This window comes from Aquirufa sp. 5-AUSEE-100C1 (assembly GCF_054558655.1).
The window spans coordinates 262901-282396 of the sequence record NZ_JBPXKO010000001.1; the positions used below are offsets into that span (position 1 = coordinate 262901).

Sequence of the window (19496 nt, forward strand, 5' to 3'; positions counted from 1 at the left end):
ACCTTTGCAAGCAAAAAAATACGAACATATGAATTTTCCAGCTGAATTAAAGTACACGAAAGAACATGAGTGGATTAAAGTTGAGGGTGATGTAGCGATTGTCGGTATTACCGACTTTGCTCAAGGTGAATTAGGGGATATCATTTTCGTGGAGGTGGAATCAGTGGGTAAAACAGTCGCACAAGATGCCGTTTTCGGTACCGTGGAAGCTGTTAAGACCGTATCTGATTTGTTCTTACCCGTAGCTGGAGAGATTCTAGAATTTAATAGCAACTTAAACAACAGCCCTGAATTAGTGAATTCAGATCCATACGGAGCGGGTTGGGTAGTTAAAATGAAACCAAGCGATTTAGGCGACATTGATCAATTGATGGATGTAGCGACCTATCAAGCATTTGTTGGACATTGATTTTTAAAACCCTGATTTCAGGGTTTTTTTTTAGATTAAAAGAAACATGCGGATTTTAATTAAATCAGTTAAGGTACAGGATTCACGTTCGGCTCATTTTGGGAAGACCGTAGATTTATTGGCTGAAAACGGTCATTGGACTAAAATAGCGTCGTCTATTCAATCAGATGCCGACGTGCTTATTGAAGGCAAAGATTTATCTTGGTCTCCAAGCCTGGTTGACCTACGCGTTCACAACACCTTACCGGGCGGCGAGCACCGAGAGGATTGGACGAGTTTGAGTCAAGCAGCGAAGAAGGGCGGCGTGTTGGATTTGTTGTTATTGCCTACGGGAACACCGGTGCCCCAACAAGCCGATGCAATTGCGTCTATTCAGGATAAATCGGGTGATGTATCTTTCCACGCCATGGCTCCGTTGAGTATTGATAACAAAGGAGAGAACTTTACCGATTTATTGGATTTACATCGTGCTGGTGCGAATTGGTTTGGTCATGGAGCGGGTTCTTTACAGACGGTAGATTTGATGGCTAAAAGTTTGCAGTATTTGCAGACTTTGCCTGTGACGATTGTTAGTCGGCCAGACACCGAAGCTCTATCGCTTTATGGACAAATTCACGAAGGCCTTCAAAGCACCTTATTGGGTTTAAAAGGAATACCGGTCTTGTCGGAGAGCATGAGTATCAAACGCGACTTGGATCTTTTACGCTATGTTCGTTCCAATACCTTTGGTTTGGCGAGTGCTCAATTTAGATTACATTTTGCGTGCTTATCAACTGCGGAGTCGGTTAGCTTGATTCAAGCAGCGAAGCAGGAAGGCTTACCCGTTTCCGCGGATGTGGCTGTTCATCAGTTAATTTATACGGAAGATGCGGTGGCGGATTTTGATACGAATAAGAAGGTTTTCCCTCCATTTAGATCAGAATCTGATTTAGCAGCACTTTGGGAAGGTTTAAAAACAGGAGCTATTGATGCGGTTGTGTCGGATCACCATCCGATTGAATTTGAGGCAAAAGCTTTGGAGTTTGATCATGCGGATTTTGGCACGATTGGATTAGAGACTTTGTTGGTCGCATTTGTGGGAGCTGCTGAAAAGCATGGATTTAAGAATGCGTTGGATTATTTAACTCATAAGCCAGCGGACTTGTTGGGCGTTGAATTACCAAGCTTGTCGGAAGGTTCCAGGGTGCAAGGGATCGTTTACCAACGTGGTCTTTTAGCGGTCTATCAGGAAAAGGATATTGTGAGCAAGTCTAAGAATTCATGTTTCTTGGGAGAGACTTTTGATACGGAGATTGTTAGCGTTATTAAAGGAGATCAAATCGTTTACCAGCGTTAAGATGAAGGAGCTATTAGGACAGTGGCCACGTATTGTAGTAGTTAGTTTAGTATGTGTGGTATTAATGGCCTTGTATTGTTATGTATTGACGGTCAATGATATCATACCCCTCGCCGGGAAAAAGGCGCCATCGTTTGTCATTGTTCTCTTGGCTCAGGTGTATCTCGCCAAAACGTGGGTGGGTACAAACCGTGGGGCGTCGGTTCATTTTCTGAAGTTATTCTTGTATCAGTATATTTTCGTGTTTATCACCGCATTGATTGGTGCTTTGGTGTTGTATTATTTCTACCAAAGCGAATCGGGTTTAATGGTTTTGCAGGATTACATTCGATTGAGTGTGCATGAGTTGGGGCAATACAAGGATGTCATCATCAAGCAAGAAGGGAAGGAGTATTATTTTCAATTGATGCAGGGTATTCAGGGGATTGATGCATTCAGTATTTCCAGAGATGAGTTTTCGCAAAAGATTGCGCTTGCTTTTTTACCAAATTTGTTAATTTCGTTGTATTACAAACAATAATCACATGGATTCAACTTCATCATCTAAAAGTCTTATTCTTGTAAAATGGGCCATCATTGGTGGCTTGGTAAGCTTTTTATTTTCTGTCATTACTCAATATACTGGATTGGCAGAGGATTTTTCAGAAACATTGGGATGGGTATCCTTCCTCTTTACCTTCGTATTAAATGTTAGTATACTTTTTCTAGCTTTGAAAGAGGTCCGCGATTACCAGGAAGGTTTTTTAAGCTATGGAGAAGGTTTAGGTAGTGCGACCCTATTGGGCGGAATTTGGGGAATTGTTGCAGGTGGTTTTAATTACATCTACATCAATTTTATCGATAATTCGATGATTCAAAAACAAATGGATTTGGCACGTGAACGAATGGAAGATCAAGGTTTGACTACGAGTCAGATTGAAGATGCTGAAAAGCTAACAAAAATGATGTTAGGGCCAGGTATTCAATTTGTTACGATTGTTATAGTAACTCTTTTCTTCATGTTTATTTTGGGTCTTGTCGTTTCAGGAATCATGAAGCGAGAAAAACCGATGTTCGATTAACATGTTCGCAATCATTCGCAAAGAGTTAAGTAGTTTTCTGAGTTCCTTTTTAGGATTGGGCATCATGACGGCCTTTTATATCTTAATGGGGATTTACCTTTGGTGGATGGAGGGGAACATTCTCGACTATGGGTTTGCCGAAATGCGTGTATTCTTCGATTTAAGTCCTTGGTTCTTTCTGTTTTTTATTCCGGCCTTATCCATGCGTCTATTTGCCGAGGAGTTTGAGATGCGGACTTTTGATCTTTTACGTTCTTTGCCTATTCGCATGAATTCCATTCTCCTTGGAAAGTTGTTGGGCGCTTTTTTCTTGGTGACTATTATCTTAATCCCAACGGCCGTGTTTGTTTATTCAATTAGCCAATTGGGCAGTCCTGTGGGCAATTATGATGCGTCCTTGGTGATTGGGTCTTATGTCGGCTTATTGTTACTCTGTGCCGTATTCGTTTGTCTTTCGACTTTAGCCTCTTCCTTGGTCTCGAAACAATCCTTGGCTTTTGTGCTGGGATTGGTTTTCAACTTCGCTGTATGGCAAGGTATGCAAGAAATTCCGAGCCTTGAAACGTGGTCGGTCTATGCGCATTACCAACAATTAAGTAAGGGCGTTATTGATGGGGGAAGTGTTCTCTATTTCTTCGGCCTTTGTGCTGCACTGACGGGCCTTATTCGATTACGCTTGGATCTTAAATTTGCCTAATTTTTGTAATCGGAAATGGCCAATCTTTCCGTGCATAAGTTAATTTCGGATGCCTCGTTAGATGCAACAAGGATTAGTTTATGTCTTTGGCTTTCTAAGGCTTGGTAGAACCAGTTTTTAGCCTTTTCATCGAGATTAGAAGTGGGTTCGTCCAAACAAAGAATTGGACGATCGCTGGCCAAGGCCATTCCTAATTTGACTTTTTGGCGCATTCCGGAGGAATAATTCTTAATGAATTTCGTTTCGGATGGGTTTAGGTCGATGAAATCAGTGAATGAATCAACATCCCAGCGGGGGTGAAGGTAATTTAGCTTGACCAAGAAATCGATTAATTCCGGTAAGGTGAATTCTTCAATCAGCTCTGAATAGGGGGCTGCAAAACTGATTTGTTGGTGAATGGGTTCGGATGTTCCCTCAAACTCCACCGTTCCTTTATTCGGCAGACTGTATTGCGCCAAGGTTTTTAGCAGAGTAGATTTTCCGGCACCATTGTGTCCAATAATCGCGTAGGATTTACCCGATTCGAACGTATAATTCAAATTTTTGAAGACCCATTCCTGGCGGAATTTCTTGTGAATACCTTTGGCAATGATCTTCATGGCTGTCTTATCCTTTCATGATTCCGCGCTCTGAGTTACGGATAAAATCAACAATTTCATCGCGGTGGGCAGATTTAGGAATATTCGCTTCGATTTGATTGAGCGCCTCTTGGTTATTTAAACCCTTTAGGTAGACGTAACGGTAGATTTCTTGGATTTCACCTACTTGTTCGTCATTGAATTCACGCCGACGAAGCCCTACGGAGTTGATACCAGCATAACTTAAGGGTTCCCGACCGGCTTTGGTAAAAGGAGGGACGTCTTTACGAACCAAAGAGCCACCTGATATCATAACATGGCGACCAATCGATGCGAATTGGTGAATGGCGGACGAACCACCGATGATGGCGAAATCGCCAACAGTTACGTGCCCTGCCATTTGAACGGCATTGGCTAAAATACAGTTGTCGCCGATGATGCAATCGTGTGCCACGTGCACATAGGCCATGATGAGGCAATTCTTGCCAACTACCGTTTTCATTTTATCGGAAGTACCACGATTGATGGTTACACACTCACGAATGGTCGTGTTGTCTCCAATTTCCGCTGTCGTAACTTCTCCGCCAAATTTTAGGTCTTGGGGAATAGCTGAAATGACCGCACCTGGAAAAATGCGTACGTTCTTTCCGATTCTTGCGCCGGGATATATGGTAACATTAGATCCGATCCATGTACCTTCTCCAATCTCGACGTCTTCATGAATGACGCTGAAAGGATCTATCCGAACATTATCGGCGATTTTGGCATTGGGATTTATTACGGAAAGAGATTGACTCATATTCAAATACCTAAGATTTTCTAACTAAACTAGCCGTCATTTCAGCCTCACAAACCACTTGTCCTGCGACATAGGCCTTACCAATCATCTTGGCAATTCCCCGACGGATCGGTGCGGTTAATTCACATTTAAAGATAACGGTATCGCCTGGAATTACGCTCTTGCGGAAACGGCAATTTTCAATTCCAACCAAATAGGGCCAATAGTTTTCGGGATCTGGTACAGAACTTAATACTAATATACCTCCCGTTTGCGCCATGGCTTCTACTTGCATAACCCCTGGCATGACCGGATTGTTCGGGAAGTGCCCCATGAAATAATTTTCATTCATGGTAACATTCTTGACACCCACTACGCTATTGTCATCCAAGTAAATGATTTTATCAATCATTTGGAAAGGATAACGGTGAGGCAATAACTCATAAATACGCTCATGCGTACAGATAGGAGGTTGTTTCGGGTCGTAAACAGGGACATTATTTTTCTCTGTCTCCAACATCAACTTCTTGATTTTTTTGGCCAGTTCCACATTGGACGCATGTCCAGGTCGGGAGGCCAAGATTTGTGCCTTGATCGGACGACCCACCAATGCCAAATCACCCATCACATCCAACAATTTGTGACGTGCCATTTCATTGTTGAAGTGCAGGTTTGTATTATTTAAAATACCTACTTCTTTGGAGATCGATACTTTAGGCTTTCCTAATACCTCCGATAAATGAGCTAATTCAGACTCTGAATAATCTTTATCGGCGATTACAATGGCATTATTCAAATCACCGCCCTTAATCAATCCTGCTTTATAAAGAGCTTCTAATTCATGCACAAAACAGAAGGTACGGCACATGGAGAAGTCTTTTTCGAATTGCGATACATGACTTAAATTGGCATGTTGGCTTGATAAAAACTTCGAATTATAATCCACCATAACGGCGATTCGGTAGTCATTAAGTGGGAGAGCCGCTAATTCAATACCCTTATCTAAATCTTTGAAACGAACTTCTTCCGTTAATTCAAAAAACTTACGATGCGCTTCTTGTTCGACAGGTTCTGCATCTTTTAAGGCTTCCACAAATTTGATCGAAGACCCATCCATGATCGGTGGTTCAGGACCATCCAATTGAATAAGAATGTTGTCGATTTCAAGACCTACTAAAGCAGCTAAAACGTGCTCTACGGTATTAATTCGTGCTCCATTGTGCTCAATGGTCGTTCCGCGGGATGTATCTACTACGTAATCCACATCAGCATCAGCAATCGGTTGGCCCGGTAAATCCACGCGTTGGAATTTAATCCCATGATTAGCTGCTGCAGGTAAAAAGGTCATATTGGCCACAACACCTGTATGCAAACCTACACCGGAAAGCGTGACTGATTTTGAAATGGTATGTTGCTTATTATTCATGAGAAAGGGTAAGCCTATTTAATTTTATTAATCTTTTCAAACAGCTCCGGCAATTGGCGAATCAGCGCTGCGCGCTTTAAATACTCCGCATTGTTCGTAGCTGGGAAACCACCCATCGTTTGACCAGGTGATTTAATGGATTTGGTGACTCCTGTACGTCCGGTGATGATGGTTCTAGGAGCTATACTTAAATGCCCCGCAACACCCACTTGACCGCCGATGAGGCAATTTTCACCAATTTTGGTAGAACCAGAAATACCCGTTTGGGCTGCAATGGCGGTATTCGCGCCTATTTCTACATTATGTGCAATCTGTACTAAATTATCAATCTTAACACCCTTACGAATAAAGGTGGAACCCATCGTTGCGCGGTCGATGGTAGAATTGGCTCCAATGCTGACATCGTCTTCGATAACAACATTTCCCAATTGCGGAATGGCTTTGTAGGTTCCATCTGCTTGGGGTGCATGCCCAAAACCATCGGCACCAATGACGGCATTGGAATGAATGACCACATTGTTGCCAATGACCGTGTCATTGTATATGACGACACCCGGAAATATCGTGCAATTCTCGCCGATTTGGACGTTTTTGCCAATACTCACCTGGTTGTGAATGCTACTGTTATTTCCGATACTGGAATGCGCATCAATACTCGTAAATCGGCCAACAAACAAATCTTTTCCTAAAGCGACCCCTGCAGCAATGTGAGAGGGAGTTTGAATGCCTATTTCCCGAACAGACATCATCTCTTGATACTTTTGCAACAAGATGGTAAAGGCCACATAGGGCTCTTTCACTCGAATTAGCGTTGTTTTAACGGACGATTTTAAGGCCAAATCAGCCGCAACAATAACCGCTGTGGCATGGGTGTCGTATAAATAGGATTCGTATTTCGGATTGGATAGGAAGGAGATACTCCCTTGTTTTCCCTCTTCAATTTTATCGAAGCCCGTGATGAATTGTGTTCCGTCGCCTTCTACTGCTCCTTGAATGATGGTCGCTATTTGGTCAACGGTAAACTTCATATAGGGTATTGGGAATTTAATGCGTGTTCAGTTCGCCTTGCAAATATACGCTCTTTGGACAACAAAAGTAGTATTTTTTTACAATCTTACTGAGCGCTTGAATGGTAGGTAGGTCAGATGCCTCAGTTAACTCGACCACTTGACCTAGTTTATCGACGATTTTTATCGTGTTATCTCCCTGAACATAAGCCGAATTACTCGTAGAACCTTCGATAACAAAATAGGATAATTCCTCATCACTAATGTTCAACTTGCTCTTAATCTCTTCGGAAATTTCGGTACGTTTAGATTTAGGGAGGGGTTGGCTTCCAAGCTTGCAAGTGAATAATTTCCGACTCAAAAAGTGGCTGCACAACATGGAAAGTATTTTATCATCTGCATCCTTCCAGGTTTTTATCGCTGCCCAAACGTCGTGGTCATCTAAATCAGTGAAGGCCAATAATAAATTGGGATCCGCCGTGAATTCCTCCCAGGTATATTCCTTCTTTAAGAAAAGCATCAAGGCTTTTGAACAGGTAAGCTTTTTACCTTGTGCGATTAAATCTTTGGCCCGACGAAGAATCTGGATCAACATGGTTTCCGCAGCGATGGCTGTTTTGTGCAGATATACTTGCCAATACATTAATCTGCGCGCCATCAAGAAGTTCTCGATTGAATAAATCCCTTTTTCCTCCATGACAAGAGTTTCGTCTTGGAGGTCCAACATACTTAATAGACGTTCTGAACCAATAAAGCCTTCTCGAACACCCGTGTAGAAGGAGTCGCGGGATAAGTAATCCAGTCGGTCAACGTCCAATTGGCTCGAAATCAATTGATGAAAAAACTTCCGTGGATACGAATCATCGAACATGGAAATGGCAAGGCTCAAACGACCATTAAAGTGTTGGTTGAGCTTTTCCATGATTAGATTCGAAATCTCTTCGTGGTGTACGTGGTTTAATAGCGTATATTCCAATACGTGTGAAAAGGGTCCGTGACCGATATCATGCAATAAAATGGCAATTTCGGCGGCCTCCATTTCATCGTCGGAGATCTGATAGCCCTTTGCTTTGAGGTTGTTCAGCGCTTCATCGATCAGGTGCATCGCACCCAAAGCATGGTGGAAGCGCGTATGATGCGCACCAGGATAAACAAATTCGGCGAGGCCTAATTGTTTGATTCGCTTTAACCGTTGAACGAAAGGATGATCAATCAGTTTGAGGATGAAAGGGTTATTGATTTTAATGAATCCGTAAATGGGATCATTGATGATTTTGGTTGGAAACATGCGCCGGTTGCTAACGTTTTTTCAAGCCTTAAATTTAGAAAATATTCATTCCATATTAGTTCGAAAGCAATAATTAATTAATTTTGCAACACATTAGCGTAATCTAATGCGGACTTGTAGCTCAGTTGGTTAGAGCATCTGACTCATAATCAGGGGGTCCATGGTTCGAGCCCATGCTGGTCCACGAAGACACTCATCTGAAAAGGTGGGTGTCTTTTTTATCTCTGAATGTAGAGACGCGATACTTCGCGTCTGTTAGTCATAGGAATTTAGACGCGAGGTATCGCGTCTCTACAGTTTTGGGGTTTAGACGCGAGGTATCCGCGTCACTATGAATTGGATTATATATAAAGCACCCCCAGCGCAATCGCCGCCACGGCCATCAAGACCAGCGCGATGCCACCCATGGCATTCAAATACCTCGAATTCGTGTACTCACCCATGATTTCTTTGTTATTCGAGATGTGTAAGATGATCCCGATTAACACCGGCGCTGTGACGCCATAAAGGATAGCCGTATAAATCAAGGCCTGAATGGGGGTTATGCCGATGTAGTTCATCGAGAGACCCAGCAAGAGTGAAATCATAATGATGACATAGAAGCCCTTGGCCTCATGGAATTTTTTATCGAGGCCTTGTTCCCAACCGAAGGTTTCGGAATAGATATAAGACAACGCACCACTCAAAACGGGGATCGCAATCAAGCCCGTCCCGATGACACCTACCGCAAATAAAACGTATGCCAAATCGCCCGCCAAAGGTTTCAAAGCCATGGCTGCTTGTTCTACCGTATCGATTTGGTGAATGCCTGCTCCATAAAGTACAGTCCCCGTTGTCAATATGATAAAATACATCACCAAGCCCGAAAAGCCCATCCCAAAATCCACATCCTTTTCCATCGCATGAATGATGCGCTTATTCACCATTATATGCCGGTGCTTGTGCTGCATTTCCTCTACCTCGACGGATGCCTGCCAAAAGAATAAGTAAGGGGAAATCGTCGTACCAAGTATGCCCACCAAGATGGCCAAGTACTCTTTCGTAAATTCGATTTTAGGGATAAACGTGGCGCTCACAATTTGCCCAAAATCCTGTTTGTATAAAAAAGGAACCACAAAATACACCAACATCACAATGCACATATACTTCAATGTGCTGGCAATTTTTTGATAAGGCAGGTAGATAATCAGCCCCAATAAAAGGATCGTGAACATTACACTAAAATAGGATGCCTCGATCTGTGGAAACAAGAGATTACCCACGGCTCCCATGCCTGCGATATCTGCCCCAACGTTCATGACAATGGCAGGAGTACTAAATACCAACATCACATAAAGAACCGGCTTAGAATAATGTTTCTTCAAAGTTCCCGTTAAGCCTTGCGAAGTCACCAATCCGATTCGAGCACACATTTGTTGGATCGCCGCCATCAAGGGTATCGTGATAATCGTCGTCCAAAGTGTCATCAAGCCAAATTGCGCACCTGCCTGCGAATAGGTCGCAATGCCCGATGGATCATCGTCACTCGCACCTGTCACCAATCCGGGTCCAATGGTTTTCCAGAATCGTTTGATTTTTGTGCTTAGGCCCATGGTTTTTACTGATTTTCTGCAATGATTACGCAGTTTAGTGATATTTTCCTATTTTCGTGTTATGCGTAAACATAATTTTAGCCCCGGACCTGCGACCTTGCCGGAGGTTGTGTTCCAACAAGCCGCTGCGGCTCTTCTCGATTTCAATCAATCCGGTTTAAGTATCGCTGAAATCAGCCACCGAGCTTCCGAATTTACCGCCATTATCGAAGAGGCCACGGCCCTCGTGACAGAATTATATCAATTACCTGATTATTTTGAGGTGCTATGGTTGCCGGGAGGTGCGAGTAGTCAATTGGCGGTAGCTCCCATGAATTTATTGGGTGCAAATGATTCCATGGCCATAGTGGATACCGGTTTTTGGGCACAGCGTTCCATCGATGCGGCTAAGGAAGTTGCCCAAGTCCAAGTGTTAGCTTCAGCTAGCGAAATGAAATATGACCGAATTCCAAAGGAATGGTCTTTACCTGCGAATACAAAATACCTGCATGTTGTTTCCAATGAGACCATTGAAGGCATACAATACCATCAATATCCGGAGGTGGATATCCCGTTGGTCGCCGACATGACCTCGGATTTTGTGAGTAAACCACTCGATTTAGATCGCTTTGGCATCATTTTCGCCTCGGCGCAAAAGAATTTTGGAATAGCGGGGATTACCTGCGTGTTAGTCAATACGAAAGTTCTCCCCGAAAATACCGGTCGGGTAATCCCAACCATCTGGAACTATCGTACGCACATCGATAACCAATCGCTTTATCATACCGTACCAACCTTCCCTGTTTACGTAGCACTCTTGATGCTTCGCTGGATTAAAGAACAAGGTGGCTTACGTGAAATGCAACGCAGATCCAAAGCGAAAGGCCAACTGATTTACGACGAAATCGACCGTAATCCCTTGTTTGAGGGTATCGCGGTCAAAGAGGATCGATCGGTTTTAAATGCGTGTTTTCGTGGGATTAACCCGGAAATTGATGCACAGTTTTTGAAATATTTGACGGAAAATAATGTGGTGGGGATTAAAGGGTTCCCAACCGTCGGTGGTTTCCGTGCGTCGATGTACAATGGAATGCCGATTGAGAGTGTAGCCTATTTAGTGGAATTGATGAAGAATTTTAAACCTGAATGATGAAAATTATTATTGCCGGTGGTGGAATAGGTGGATTGGTGACCGCATTGCGATTGCACCAAGAAGGCTATGAGGTCAAAGTCTTTGAATCCGTGAAAGAGGTAACGCCTTTGGGAGTTGGAATAAATTTATTGCCCCACTCGGTACGGGTTTTGACGAATTTGGGCTTGCAGGAGAAGATTGCCAAGATTGCGGTGGCGACAGAGGAGTTGGTCTATGCCAACCGACAAGGCCAATTTTTCTGGTCGGAACCCCGCGGGACCCATGCCGGTTATCGCTGGCCGCAGTTTTCCATTCATCGGGGTAAATTCCAAATGCTCTTGTGGGAGGAAGCAACGCGTGTGCTTGGTGCTCAAAATATATTGTCCAATGCGCATCTGCAGGATTATCGAGAAGAAGGCGGACTGGTAATTGCGACCTTTGTAAATCGGGAGACGGGTGATGTCGTGGCGCAAGAAAAGGGAGATTGTTTGATTGGGGCGGATGGGATACATTCGACCTTGCGGAAGAAATTATATCCCGATGAGGGTGGAGTGGTGTTTTCAGGCAATGTCTTGTATCGGGGAACCGCTCGCATGAAACCTTATTTGACGGGGGCATCCATGGCGATGATTGGTTCCATGAAGCAGAAGATGGTGATTTATCCGATTAGCACGAGCCTGGATTCGGATGGAAATCAATTGATTAATTGGGTGGCTAATCTAACGCAGGAATCAGGAAAGGAGATTACAGTGCGCGATTGGAACCGACAAGTAGATAAGGCTCAACTATTGGAAATCTATCAGTCATGGCAATTTGATTGGATCGATGTTCCTGAGATGATTGAAAGATCCAATGATGGCATATTCGAATTCCCGATGTCGGACCGAAACCCTTTGCCGAAATGGACCTTCGGTCGGGTGACTTTATTAGGCGATGCCGCGCATCCGATGTACCCGATTGGTTCGAATGGCGCTTCGCAAGCTATTTTGGATGCAGATGCGTTGGCATTGGCACTCAAGCGTGAACCGGATGTCGAAAAAGCTTTATTGGCCTATGATGCGGAACGTGTTCCAGCAACCTCGCAAGTCGTTTTACAAAATCGCCAAAAGGGACCGGATTTTATCATGGATTTGATGGAGGAACGCTTCCCAGCAGGATTTGAGGAAGGCCAAATACCGCATGCGGAATTGGCGGAGGTGATGGCTAAATACAAGCAGATTGCTGGATTTGATGTGGAAACTTTAAACGCGAAGGCCTAATGGAATTGACATTGTTTATGGAAGCTGAAATTGAATTAGGCGAAGTACAAGAATTAGGAGCCCGTCGGATTGTGCGTGTCATGGGTGGACGGTTTTGGTCCAACGATTTATCGGGTACCATTCTAGAGGGTGGTGGCGATTGGCAACATATTCGTCGGGACGGTGTCGTGGAGATTAATACGCGTTATACTTTGCAGACAACGGATGGAGCGTTAATTTATTTAACCAATGACGGACTTCGTGATGGTGCTTATATGCGGACTTTCGCTCGTTTTGAATCTACGGATCCGCGGTATGCTTGGGTGAATAATCGATTATTTCTGGCTGATGGGCAGAAAGTGGGTGGAGTAGTGAGTCATTCGTTTTATGCGGTATTGTAGAGACGCGATACTTCGCGTCTGTTAGTCGTTGGACATTAGACGCGATACTTCGCGTCTGTTAGTCGTTGGACATTAGACGCGAGGTATCGTCGGGTTTAGACGCGAAGTATCGCGTCTCTACATTTTTTGGGTTTTGACGCGAGGTATCGCGTCTCTACAAATAATAGGATTTCTCGAAAAAATCTAAATCAATTTTTCAATCGAAATCATGTTGGCCAAATAACCTGCCCCTGTCATTAACGTAATTCGATAGAACCGACTATTCGTCGTATCCCGTAAATAATATACTGCTACCGCTCCATCTCCACCAAAACTCCATGTTGTCCCAAGGTAAGCGAAAGTTGAATTAATGGTCTGATTGATTTCTGAAAAATAGGTGAATGAACCTCCTGCATAGGTCGTGTAAGCGGATACTCTTCCCGTGAAACTTGTCCCAGTTGTTCGGATATGTAAACTCCGATTGCCTGAGGTTGTCATCTGAACTTGGATATCGCCAAAGGTTACCGGTACCCCCGCATCCACAAATTTGGCAATCCTATCTGGCTGAATTGGTTGATTACCGGAGATTACCTCAATCGTAAACCAGGGATAAGAGCCTGTCGTGGAGAAATCTCCGCTGCCTCCCAACTGATTTGTATTAAAAGTTTGTATTATTCGATAGGAGACCACGGTTTGTGTCGATGTTGTAATTACGGCATCCGATAATCCTCCAGTAGCCCCCCATCCCGCTGAACTTGCGGCTGAATAAGAGGCAGAAGCACTACCAATATAGGCTCCTGTTGTTTCGTTGTACCAGCCAAATTGCGGTCGGGCATCTGAGTTTGATGTTTGAAAATTAGGTACCTGCGCTTGTAGACGATAGGTACGACCGGCCGCTAGGGTAATTTGACCCGTGCTCGTGTTTAGGGAAATATCTTGTCCAGCCACTTGGTCTATTTGGGTAAATGCCACTAATCCGTTCGTACTTAAGCCTGTTGTTTGGCCTGCTGTTCGAGTTCCACGCATGAAAGAAGAACTTACACCAGACCCTGTAGCCGTAGCAATTGTGGCCCAATTGGTTCCATTCCAATAGTAATAACCTGCTACCAAATTGGGATTATTGCCCGTATTGTAGACCAATAAACCCGTCGCAGGATTGGGTATTGTGGAATTATCGGTTCCTGACGTTAAGGTTACGCGAGGAGGAAGAAATCCCTTGTTATTCGCGCTCACGTCCAATTTAGCCGAGGCATCAGGAGTAGTAGTTCCTATACCCGTTTGGGCAAAAACATAGGGAGACACAAGCATTAGAATAAATAAAATCTTCTTCATATCATCGAACATAAATTTCCACCCGTGCCGAGCGATTAATTCCAACATTTGTCCCACAACAAGAAAACTGATCTCCTGCGGAATAATTGATGTTGGTGCTAAATAATCCCGACATACCTATTCCTCCCGACACGTCATTGGAGGTTTGTTCTCCTCCGGGATAAAGGCCTCCACCGTTTTCGTTCCAGCCAAACCCCCAACGAACTTTGGCAGTTGAACTTGCATTAATGTAATTGAATCCGTAAAAACGAACATCGGATTGTGCAGAAAAAGCGGTGCCCTTTCCTGCAAAGGAGGATGCATCGCCGAAAAATAGTTTATTGGCACTCGCAAAGAACTGTATGGGAGTGATTCGAACACCATTATTAAAATTATTTTGTAACCAGCACCAATTATTATAGTTGCTCAACAAATTAATACTTCCACCTGTATTGCTAGAACCATAATTTGATGGAATATCAGGAAATAATGCCATCATATCCTTCGCAAAAAAGTAATTCATAGCATTAAACTTGGCATCTCCATCATTTCGGTTGGTGGCACTTGGATTTAGGGTATTGACGGCTGTCCAGTAGGAACTATCATAAGAAAATGTCGTTCCTCGAGTAGCTTTCATCATCATCATCCAACCGCCTCCATTGATGGTGTTACTCAATAGGCAATAGATTTGGGTAGGGCCCACGATGGGTAAATTGATCCAATAGACCCCATCCGTCGTATTGTTGAATGCTGTTTGTAGGTATTTAGCACTCGGTGCGGCTTTCGCTGCGGTGCTCCCATCTCGATCCGGTATCGTGACCATTTCCTCCAAATTTTGTGTCCATGCAGCAAAATAGGTGTTCGTCGGATGTACGCTCGTAAAGCTTGTTGGAACCGCTGATTGCGTCGGAGAACGCCAATAGAATCGCATTGCGGCACCCCCCGTTCCTTGTTGCATCCGTATTTCGTAGCGATATTTTTGACCCGCCACCACGGAAAGGGTACCTGTTCGCGTCCCTAAGGGAGTAACGGCTTGTCCGGAATAGGTGGAGATTACCGTCGTTCCCTCAATGATCAAATCACTCGCATCATCTGCTTCTAAGGAAAAAGTGTAGTTTCCCGATTCCGTAGGGATAAAAGTGCCTTGGATTTTCATGGCAAAATACAGTCCCGAATTAGGGGTTGTTAGCCCGATTAATGATAAATCAGAAGTGTTTAGCCAATCTAAGATTCGAGTGGAATTCGTCCGACCAGAACGAAAGAGGGTAGAATTGGAATTATTCGTATTGAATAATTTATCCATTTCAGCTTTGCTATTGGGCGTTAATAGGTATTGCGAGGTATTACCATTTCCGGCATGTGTACTGTAAATCCAATAATCAAATTGAATTTTGGGTTGATTCTGCGCCCCTTGGTAGGGCGCGAACATTTGCGCTTTGCTAATGAAAGCACAAAATATCCCCCAAAACATAGTAATTACGAACTTCATATCAATTCGTCATGTCCCCTGAGGCAATAAATACACCGGTTGCAATACAAACCAAGGTCATAATGGAATGTTGGCCAGCCGTTTTCGTAAATCCATAGCGGTTATTGATCGTCACACCTGATCCGGTCACTGTAATTTGGCCCGTGCCACGCTGAACAATTAAGCAATTGAAACCCACCGATAGTGACGGTACAGTTATCGTTGTAGCACTGGAACTATTAATGATGACAATTTCTCCGTTATCTATATTTGTTAACGTATAATTGGATGTCTGTTCGTTGATGACCGAACCAAAATTAGCGATCGTACTTGTTGTACCATTGCCCGTAATCGTACTTGAGGTTGTTGAGCCTATCATGTTTATCCAAGCACTCCCATTCCAAAAATAATATCCAGGTATAACGTTGTTGGGTGGAGATCCGGCCGTCGCTGTATTATAAACCAATAAACCGTTGGCGGGTGAGGTTATTGGAGACGCTACATTCGAAGCGGTTAGGGCAATGCGTGGGGGTAAGAATCCCTTATCAGTTGCTGACACATCCAACTTGGCAGATGCATTGGGTGTCGTCGTACCAATTCCCGTTTGAGCAAGGCTCGTAATGGAAATAACTAGCCCGAACAGCGTTATAAATAGTCCTTTATTCATTTCCTTTATTTTCCAATTTCAACAAGCGTTCTTGAATTTCTTTCAGCATTTGCTCCAAACGCTCCTTGTCCTTTTTTAGGTTTTTAATTGTTTCATCTTGTTCTTGGATAGCCTTGACCAAAACTGGTGTGATTCTTCCATAATCCACACCCTGGGGAATCATTTTGCCATTTACATCAATAGAATCTTTAATTCCCGCAACGGCATAAGGTAAGATTTCTTGTAATTCATGAGCCATAACACCGTACATTCTTGTGCTATTCTCTTTCCATGCAAAATCATAGGTCTTAATTTTATTTATAATATCAAGTCCGTTAAAGTCTCTCAAATCAGTTTTTAAGCGATAATCTGAATTGGTATTATAGGTTACAGCGGAGCCATTACTTGCAGCGATAATTTGTCCGATTGTATTTCCTTGTTTTTGAAACATCAAAAACTCGTGAAAGTTAGGTCCCCAGTTTTGATCTGTGTTTGCATTGAATATCACCATCCCATTATTATCGCTCGTGGTACTTTCTACATAGACCGACGTGTTATCACTGGATTGAACGTGTAATCTACGCGAAGGTGATGCCGTTCCAATGCCAACTCGTAAGTCACTATCAATCGTTAACATTGGCGTGTTGATATTGCTAAAACTCCAATTAGGTATAATTTTGAATTTATCCGAATCTGCATTATCGATACCCATGGAATAGCCTCTAATGCCACTAATATCGTATGATATATAAGGGTTACCACCACCACTACCATTCGTTCGAATTGACATTATGGAATGAGCAGAGGTAGATGCGGAGTTGGTATTATATAAGTAAATACTAGGTACCGTATTATTTCCGGGATCCCCTGAACCAATGGCATTTCCATTTTGAATGTGAAACATGGTGGAAGGACTTGAAGTACCTACGCCTATTTTTCCATCGGCATTGATTCGAAACCGTTCCGTTCCGGCTGTTCGCATCAAAATATTACTGCCCATATCAGCCACATTCGAATATCCGCTTAAATCAATCGATGCTTGGGTGTTTGAATTTGTTCCACCCCCTGCCGACAAGCGTAAAAAACCATCATCATACCCATCGCCTTGGGTAGAACCTCCTCCGGCGCCTACTCCTCTAATCTCATAATTTCCTATGGTGCTCGTATTCAAGCCAGGTCTTGCGGTACTATTACCAAATCCATCAAAAATTCGTATTCCTCCGCCGACTAAATTTAGTTTAGCCGTAGGAACGGCAGTCCCCATGCCAATATTCCCGTTTTCTAAAATGGCAATGCCATTAGTTTCACTTGCCCCATTAAATATCCTAAATCGAGCGTTCACAGCTGTAGTCCCATATTGGTCGATCGTCCAATCGACCGTGCTCCCGACCAAGGATTTTTTGAATACAATTTGTCCTCCTTCGTATTGTGTGGTGGTCGGATTTAAAATGATTTCCCCACCTATGGTTCCAGCCGCATTCCCTATCGTTAGGGTAGAAGAAGGGGAGGATGTACCTATTCCAACTCCCCCGCCATTCGGATTAAGGACAATAGGGTAGTTGGTTCCATAGGCCGACTTGGACCTAGCCTGTAACCAGGCAAAGTTTGAAGTAGAGCTTAGGCCAAAATCCAAGACATGATTCACGGATAGCCCGCCCAATCGCAAGTTTCCATTGGCCGCTGTTCCCGAAGTGGCTGGATCTGCCGTGGTTGTTTCCACCTGGAATTTATTAACAGGGGCTGTTGTCCCAATACCTGTTTGGGCATAGGAATTGTATGTAATTACCAATAAGAATAGGATGGCTAAAATTCGCATTATCTTATCCAAATTTGATGATGAGTACTATATGAAAAGTTATTCGGGAAATCATCTACTTCCCAACGATTACCAGATCCTTTAATCCCCCAATGGTAAGTTCCATTTAGCCAAAAGGGAAAATTAGTCATTGCTAAGTTTGTTTGATCTGTAAAGTAATTCGCGGTACTTTGTGGGAGATATGCCGAATGGCCACTCAAAGCGGTATAATTTGATGAAATACCTGACATGCTCCCTGTTCCTGTTTTGAAATAATTGATTGTATTGGAATGGGTTGTTTTAAAATGAATAACTCGATTATGAACTGATGTTTTGGCATAAAACCTTACTTCATTTATAGGAAATTTAGACAAATAAGCAGGTGTTGTATGTCCCCAGTTGGTGGCGCTGGCCGATTCATCTGTGCCCAAGGTTGTGGATCCCTGCAAGGGAAGGGAAGTCGTTTTTTCAGCCAAAGCTGGATTCGTATTTCCCTGATGTAAGTAATTTAATACCAAGGTCCAGCCACCTCCGTCGGTTGTCATGTCGCAATAGCACGTGGTCGTAGGACTTGCACCGGTTGCACCATCGGGGTCAACTGGGTAGACGCCCGAAACCGCTCCGGGAAATTTAGTTAGTATTTCATTGCAGGAGCGCAGGTGATAATCTCGAAATAAAATACCTAGACGCATGGATGCGAAACCATAAACTTCCTGTGGATATACTCGGACATAGCGTGCAAACATAACGCGCGGAAATATTTTCGTTACCTTGGTATTTTGATCACTATTTAATGTTGTATTATTAGCCAAGGCAACTACCCAATTGATACCATCTGGACTTACTTCTACGCGGGCTCTTGTGACCCATTGAGCACTATTGGCCCGACCTTGGGTCATAATTCCCTGTATCCAAAAGTTGCTCTGTAAATCATATTGGAGGTAGTCTGTGTAATTGTTCGCATTCCAAGTACCCGCCGACCACCCTTGGTATGAATCGATCCAAGGTGTGTTATGCGATAAATTAAATGATTCACCTTGCCAAACGGATGATGCAGACCAATTCGCCTGATAGTTATACGAATTTAATTGGGGTGATGCATTTAAATTCGTCGACGGAACCCATTTACTCGTCGAATTGGTCAGTGTTAATTTTCCTGTTCCTGTAAACGTAATCTTATCCGCATACACCGTATGTCCCGCGGGTACGGAAATGGTATGTCCATTTTGGATGTTAGCCGTTCCCGTCAAATCACGGGGACTCGTCCAAACCGCCGAGTTGGTAAAGATACCCGACCCCGCACTGTTCGTCGAGCTTTGGGCAAGCAGGTTGGATACCTGAATGAAAAGAAGAAAAACAAGGAATCTTTTCATTG

General features: G+C 43.5%; 19 protein-coding genes and 1 tRNA gene. 9 read left to right on the forward strand and 11 right to left on the reverse strand.

Annotated features, from left to right (window positions below):
* Positions 1-28: 28 nt before the first annotated feature.
* From gcvH to ACMH5P_RS01190, 5 genes are read left to right on the forward strand one after another with little or no spacing between them, the layout of a single operon-like run.
* On the forward strand, positions 29-409 hold the full coding sequence (gene gcvH, locus ACMH5P_RS01170; RefSeq protein WP_459492485.1) for a glycine cleavage system protein GcvH: 381 nt from the start codon (positions 29-31) through the stop codon (positions 407-409).
* Positions 410-455: 46 nt separating this feature from the next.
* Positions 456-1745: a dihydroorotase gene (locus tag ACMH5P_RS01175; RefSeq protein ID WP_459492486.1), complete on the forward strand. Its 1290-nt coding sequence runs from the start codon at positions 456-458 to the stop codon at positions 1743-1745.
* A 1-nt stretch (position 1746) separates the two neighbouring features.
* Positions 1747-2265 (forward strand): hypothetical protein, encoded by a 519-nt coding sequence (locus tag ACMH5P_RS01180; RefSeq protein WP_459492487.1) that lies wholly within the window; start codon positions 1747-1749, stop codon positions 2263-2265.
* 4 nt (positions 2266-2269) lie between these two features.
* A complete protein-coding gene (locus ACMH5P_RS01185) occupies positions 2270-2806 on the forward strand; it encodes a DUF4199 domain-containing protein (RefSeq protein ID WP_459492488.1) in 537 nt (178 codons plus the stop codon).
* A gap of 1 nt (position 2807) precedes the next feature.
* Complete coding sequence (locus ACMH5P_RS01190) at positions 2808-3503, forward strand: ABC transporter permease subunit (protein ID WP_459492489.1); 696 nt, start codon at positions 2808-2810, stop codon at positions 3501-3503.
* Here the strand turns inward: ACMH5P_RS01190 and ACMH5P_RS01195 are convergent.
* Genes ACMH5P_RS01195 through ACMH5P_RS01215 form a run of 5 tightly spaced genes read right to left on the reverse strand, consistent with a single transcriptional unit; the run spans position 3500 to position 8580 of the window.
* Positions 3500-4102, reverse strand: coding sequence for an ABC transporter ATP-binding protein (locus ACMH5P_RS01195; protein WP_459492490.1), 603 nt, complete (start codon positions 4100-4102; stop codon positions 3500-3502). The genes ACMH5P_RS01190 and ACMH5P_RS01195 overlap by 4 nt on opposite strands.
* Positions 4103-4109: 7 nt before the next feature.
* Positions 4110-4880 (reverse strand): acyl-ACP--UDP-N-acetylglucosamine O-acyltransferase, encoded by a 771-nt coding sequence (gene lpxA, locus ACMH5P_RS01200; RefSeq protein ID WP_459492491.1) that lies wholly within the window; start codon positions 4878-4880, stop codon positions 4110-4112.
* Between the two features lie 10 nt (positions 4881-4890).
* On the reverse strand, positions 4891-6285 hold the full coding sequence (locus tag ACMH5P_RS01205) for a bifunctional UDP-3-O-[3-hydroxymyristoyl] N-acetylglucosamine deacetylase/3-hydroxyacyl-ACP dehydratase (protein WP_459492492.1): 1395 nt from the start codon (positions 6283-6285) through the stop codon (positions 4891-4893).
* Positions 6286-6299: 14 nt separating this feature from the next.
* Positions 6300-7313, reverse strand: coding sequence for a UDP-3-O-(3-hydroxymyristoyl)glucosamine N-acyltransferase (lpxD, locus tag ACMH5P_RS01210; protein ID WP_459492493.1), 1014 nt, complete (start codon positions 7311-7313; stop codon positions 6300-6302).
* Between the two features lie 16 nt (positions 7314-7329).
* On the reverse strand, positions 7330-8580 hold the full coding sequence (locus ACMH5P_RS01215; RefSeq protein ID WP_459492494.1) for an HD domain-containing protein: 1251 nt from the start codon (positions 8578-8580) through the stop codon (positions 7330-7332).
* Between the two features lie 110 nt (positions 8581-8690).
* Here ACMH5P_RS01215 and ACMH5P_RS01220 point away from each other — a divergent pair.
* Positions 8691-8764: transfer RNA gene (locus ACMH5P_RS01220), tRNA-Ile, on the forward strand.
* Between the two features lie 157 nt (positions 8765-8921).
* On the opposite strand, the gene ACMH5P_RS01225 is transcribed toward ACMH5P_RS01220, so the two are convergent.
* On the reverse strand, positions 8922-10172 hold the full coding sequence (locus ACMH5P_RS01225; RefSeq protein ID WP_459492495.1) for an NRAMP family divalent metal transporter: 1251 nt from the start codon (positions 10170-10172) through the stop codon (positions 8922-8924).
* A 61-nt stretch (positions 10173-10233) separates the two neighbouring features.
* On the opposite strand from ACMH5P_RS01225, the gene serC reads away from it, so the two are divergent.
* Genes serC through ACMH5P_RS01240 form a run of 3 tightly spaced genes read left to right on the forward strand, consistent with a single transcriptional unit; the run spans position 10234 to position 12922 of the window.
* A complete protein-coding gene (serC, locus tag ACMH5P_RS01230; RefSeq protein WP_459492496.1) occupies positions 10234-11301 on the forward strand; it encodes a 3-phosphoserine/phosphohydroxythreonine transaminase in 1068 nt (355 codons plus the stop codon).
* Entirely contained in the window at positions 11298-12542 is a 1245-nt protein-coding gene (locus ACMH5P_RS01235; protein ID WP_459492497.1) for a flavin-dependent oxidoreductase, read from the forward strand. The genes serC and ACMH5P_RS01235 overlap by 4 nt, the downstream gene beginning before the upstream one ends.
* Positions 12542-12922: a DUF3237 domain-containing protein gene (locus tag ACMH5P_RS01240; protein WP_459492498.1), complete on the forward strand. Its 381-nt coding sequence runs from the start codon at positions 12542-12544 to the stop codon at positions 12920-12922. Before ACMH5P_RS01235 ends, ACMH5P_RS01240 begins: the two co-directional genes overlap by 1 nt.
* A 183-nt stretch (positions 12923-13105) precedes the next feature.
* Here ACMH5P_RS01240 and ACMH5P_RS01245 read toward each other — a convergent pair whose 3' ends face one another.
* The 5 genes from ACMH5P_RS01245 to ACMH5P_RS01265 all read right to left on the reverse strand — a co-directional run bounded on the left by ACMH5P_RS01245 (position 13106) and on the right by ACMH5P_RS01265 (position 19494).
* On the reverse strand, positions 13106-14233 hold the full coding sequence (locus tag ACMH5P_RS01245) for a hypothetical protein (RefSeq protein WP_459492499.1): 1128 nt from the start codon (positions 14231-14233) through the stop codon (positions 13106-13108).
* 1 nt (position 14234) lies between these two features.
* Positions 14235-15641 (reverse strand): PA14 domain-containing protein, encoded by a 1407-nt coding sequence (locus ACMH5P_RS01250; RefSeq protein WP_459492500.1) that lies wholly within the window; start codon positions 15639-15641, stop codon positions 14235-14237.
* A gap of 61 nt (positions 15642-15702) precedes the next feature.
* Entirely contained in the window at positions 15703-16347 is a 645-nt protein-coding gene (locus ACMH5P_RS01255; RefSeq protein WP_459492501.1) for a hypothetical protein, read from the reverse strand.
* Positions 16340-18142 (reverse strand): tail fiber domain-containing protein, encoded by a 1803-nt coding sequence (locus tag ACMH5P_RS01260; protein WP_459492502.1) that lies wholly within the window; start codon positions 18140-18142, stop codon positions 16340-16342. The genes ACMH5P_RS01255 and ACMH5P_RS01260 overlap by 8 nt, the downstream gene beginning before the upstream one ends.
* On the reverse strand, positions 18142-19494 hold the full coding sequence (locus tag ACMH5P_RS01265; protein WP_459492503.1) for a fibrinogen-like YCDxxxxGGGW domain-containing protein: 1353 nt from the start codon (positions 19492-19494) through the stop codon (positions 18142-18144). Before ACMH5P_RS01265 ends, ACMH5P_RS01260 begins: the two co-directional genes overlap by 1 nt.
* Between the last annotated feature and the right edge of the window lie 2 nt (positions 19495-19496).

What these genes read in the sequence shown, in the direction of transcription:
- ACMH5P_RS01260 (WP_459492502.1), bottom strand. Translation starts at nt 18,142, where the DNA reads ATGCGAATTTTAGCCATCCTATTCTTATTGGTAATTACATACAATTCC.
- ACMH5P_RS01255 (WP_459492501.1), bottom strand. Translation starts at nt 16,347, where the DNA reads ATGAATAAAGGACTATTTATAACGCTGTTCGGGCTAGTTATTTCCATT.
- serC (WP_459492496.1), top strand. Translation starts at nt 10,234, where the DNA reads ATGCGTAAACATAATTTTAGCCCCGGACCTGCGACCTTGCCGGAGGTT.
- lpxD (WP_459492493.1), bottom strand. Translation starts at nt 7,313, where the DNA reads ATGAAGTTTACCGTTGACCAAATAGCGACCATCATTCAAGGAGCAGTA.
- ACMH5P_RS01225 (WP_459492495.1), bottom strand. Translation starts at nt 10,172, where the DNA reads ATGGGCCTAAGCACAAAAATCAAACGATTCTGGAAAACCATTGGACCC.
- ACMH5P_RS01180 (WP_459492487.1), top strand. Translation starts at nt 1,747, where the DNA reads ATGAAGGAGCTATTAGGACAGTGGCCACGTATTGTAGTAGTTAGTTTA.
- ACMH5P_RS01265 (WP_459492503.1), bottom strand. Translation starts at nt 19,494, where the DNA reads ATGAAAAGATTCCTTGTTTTTCTTCTTTTCATTCAGGTATCCAACCTG.
- ACMH5P_RS01250 (WP_459492500.1), bottom strand. Translation starts at nt 15,641, where the DNA reads ATGTTCGCGCCCTACCAAGGGGCGCAGAATCAACCCAAAATTCAATTT.
- ACMH5P_RS01205 (WP_459492492.1), bottom strand. Translation starts at nt 6,285, where the DNA reads ATGAATAATAAGCAACATACCATTTCAAAATCAGTCACGCTTTCCGGT.
- ACMH5P_RS01190 (WP_459492489.1), top strand. Translation starts at nt 2,808, where the DNA reads ATGTTCGCAATCATTCGCAAAGAGTTAAGTAGTTTTCTGAGTTCCTTT.
- ACMH5P_RS01245 (WP_459492499.1), bottom strand. Translation starts at nt 14,233, where the DNA reads ATGAAGAAGATTTTATTTATTCTAATGCTTGTGTCTCCCTATGTTTTT.
- gcvH (WP_459492485.1), top strand. Translation starts at nt 29, where the DNA reads ATGAATTTTCCAGCTGAATTAAAGTACACGAAAGAACATGAGTGGATT.
- ACMH5P_RS01175 (WP_459492486.1), top strand. Translation starts at nt 456, where the DNA reads ATGCGGATTTTAATTAAATCAGTTAAGGTACAGGATTCACGTTCGGCT.
- ACMH5P_RS01240 (WP_459492498.1), top strand. Translation starts at nt 12,542, where the DNA reads ATGGAATTGACATTGTTTATGGAAGCTGAAATTGAATTAGGCGAAGTA.
- ACMH5P_RS01185 (WP_459492488.1), top strand. Translation starts at nt 2,270, where the DNA reads ATGGATTCAACTTCATCATCTAAAAGTCTTATTCTTGTAAAATGGGCC.
- lpxA (WP_459492491.1), bottom strand. Translation starts at nt 4,880, where the DNA reads ATGAGTCAATCTCTTTCCGTAATAAATCCCAATGCCAAAATCGCCGAT.
- ACMH5P_RS01235 (WP_459492497.1), top strand. Translation starts at nt 11,298, where the DNA reads ATGATGAAAATTATTATTGCCGGTGGTGGAATAGGTGGATTGGTGACC.
- ACMH5P_RS01195 (WP_459492490.1), bottom strand. Translation starts at nt 4,102, where the DNA reads ATGAAGATCATTGCCAAAGGTATTCACAAGAAATTCCGCCAGGAATGG.
- ACMH5P_RS01215 (WP_459492494.1), bottom strand. Translation starts at nt 8,580, where the DNA reads ATGTTTCCAACCAAAATCATCAATGATCCCATTTACGGATTCATTAAA.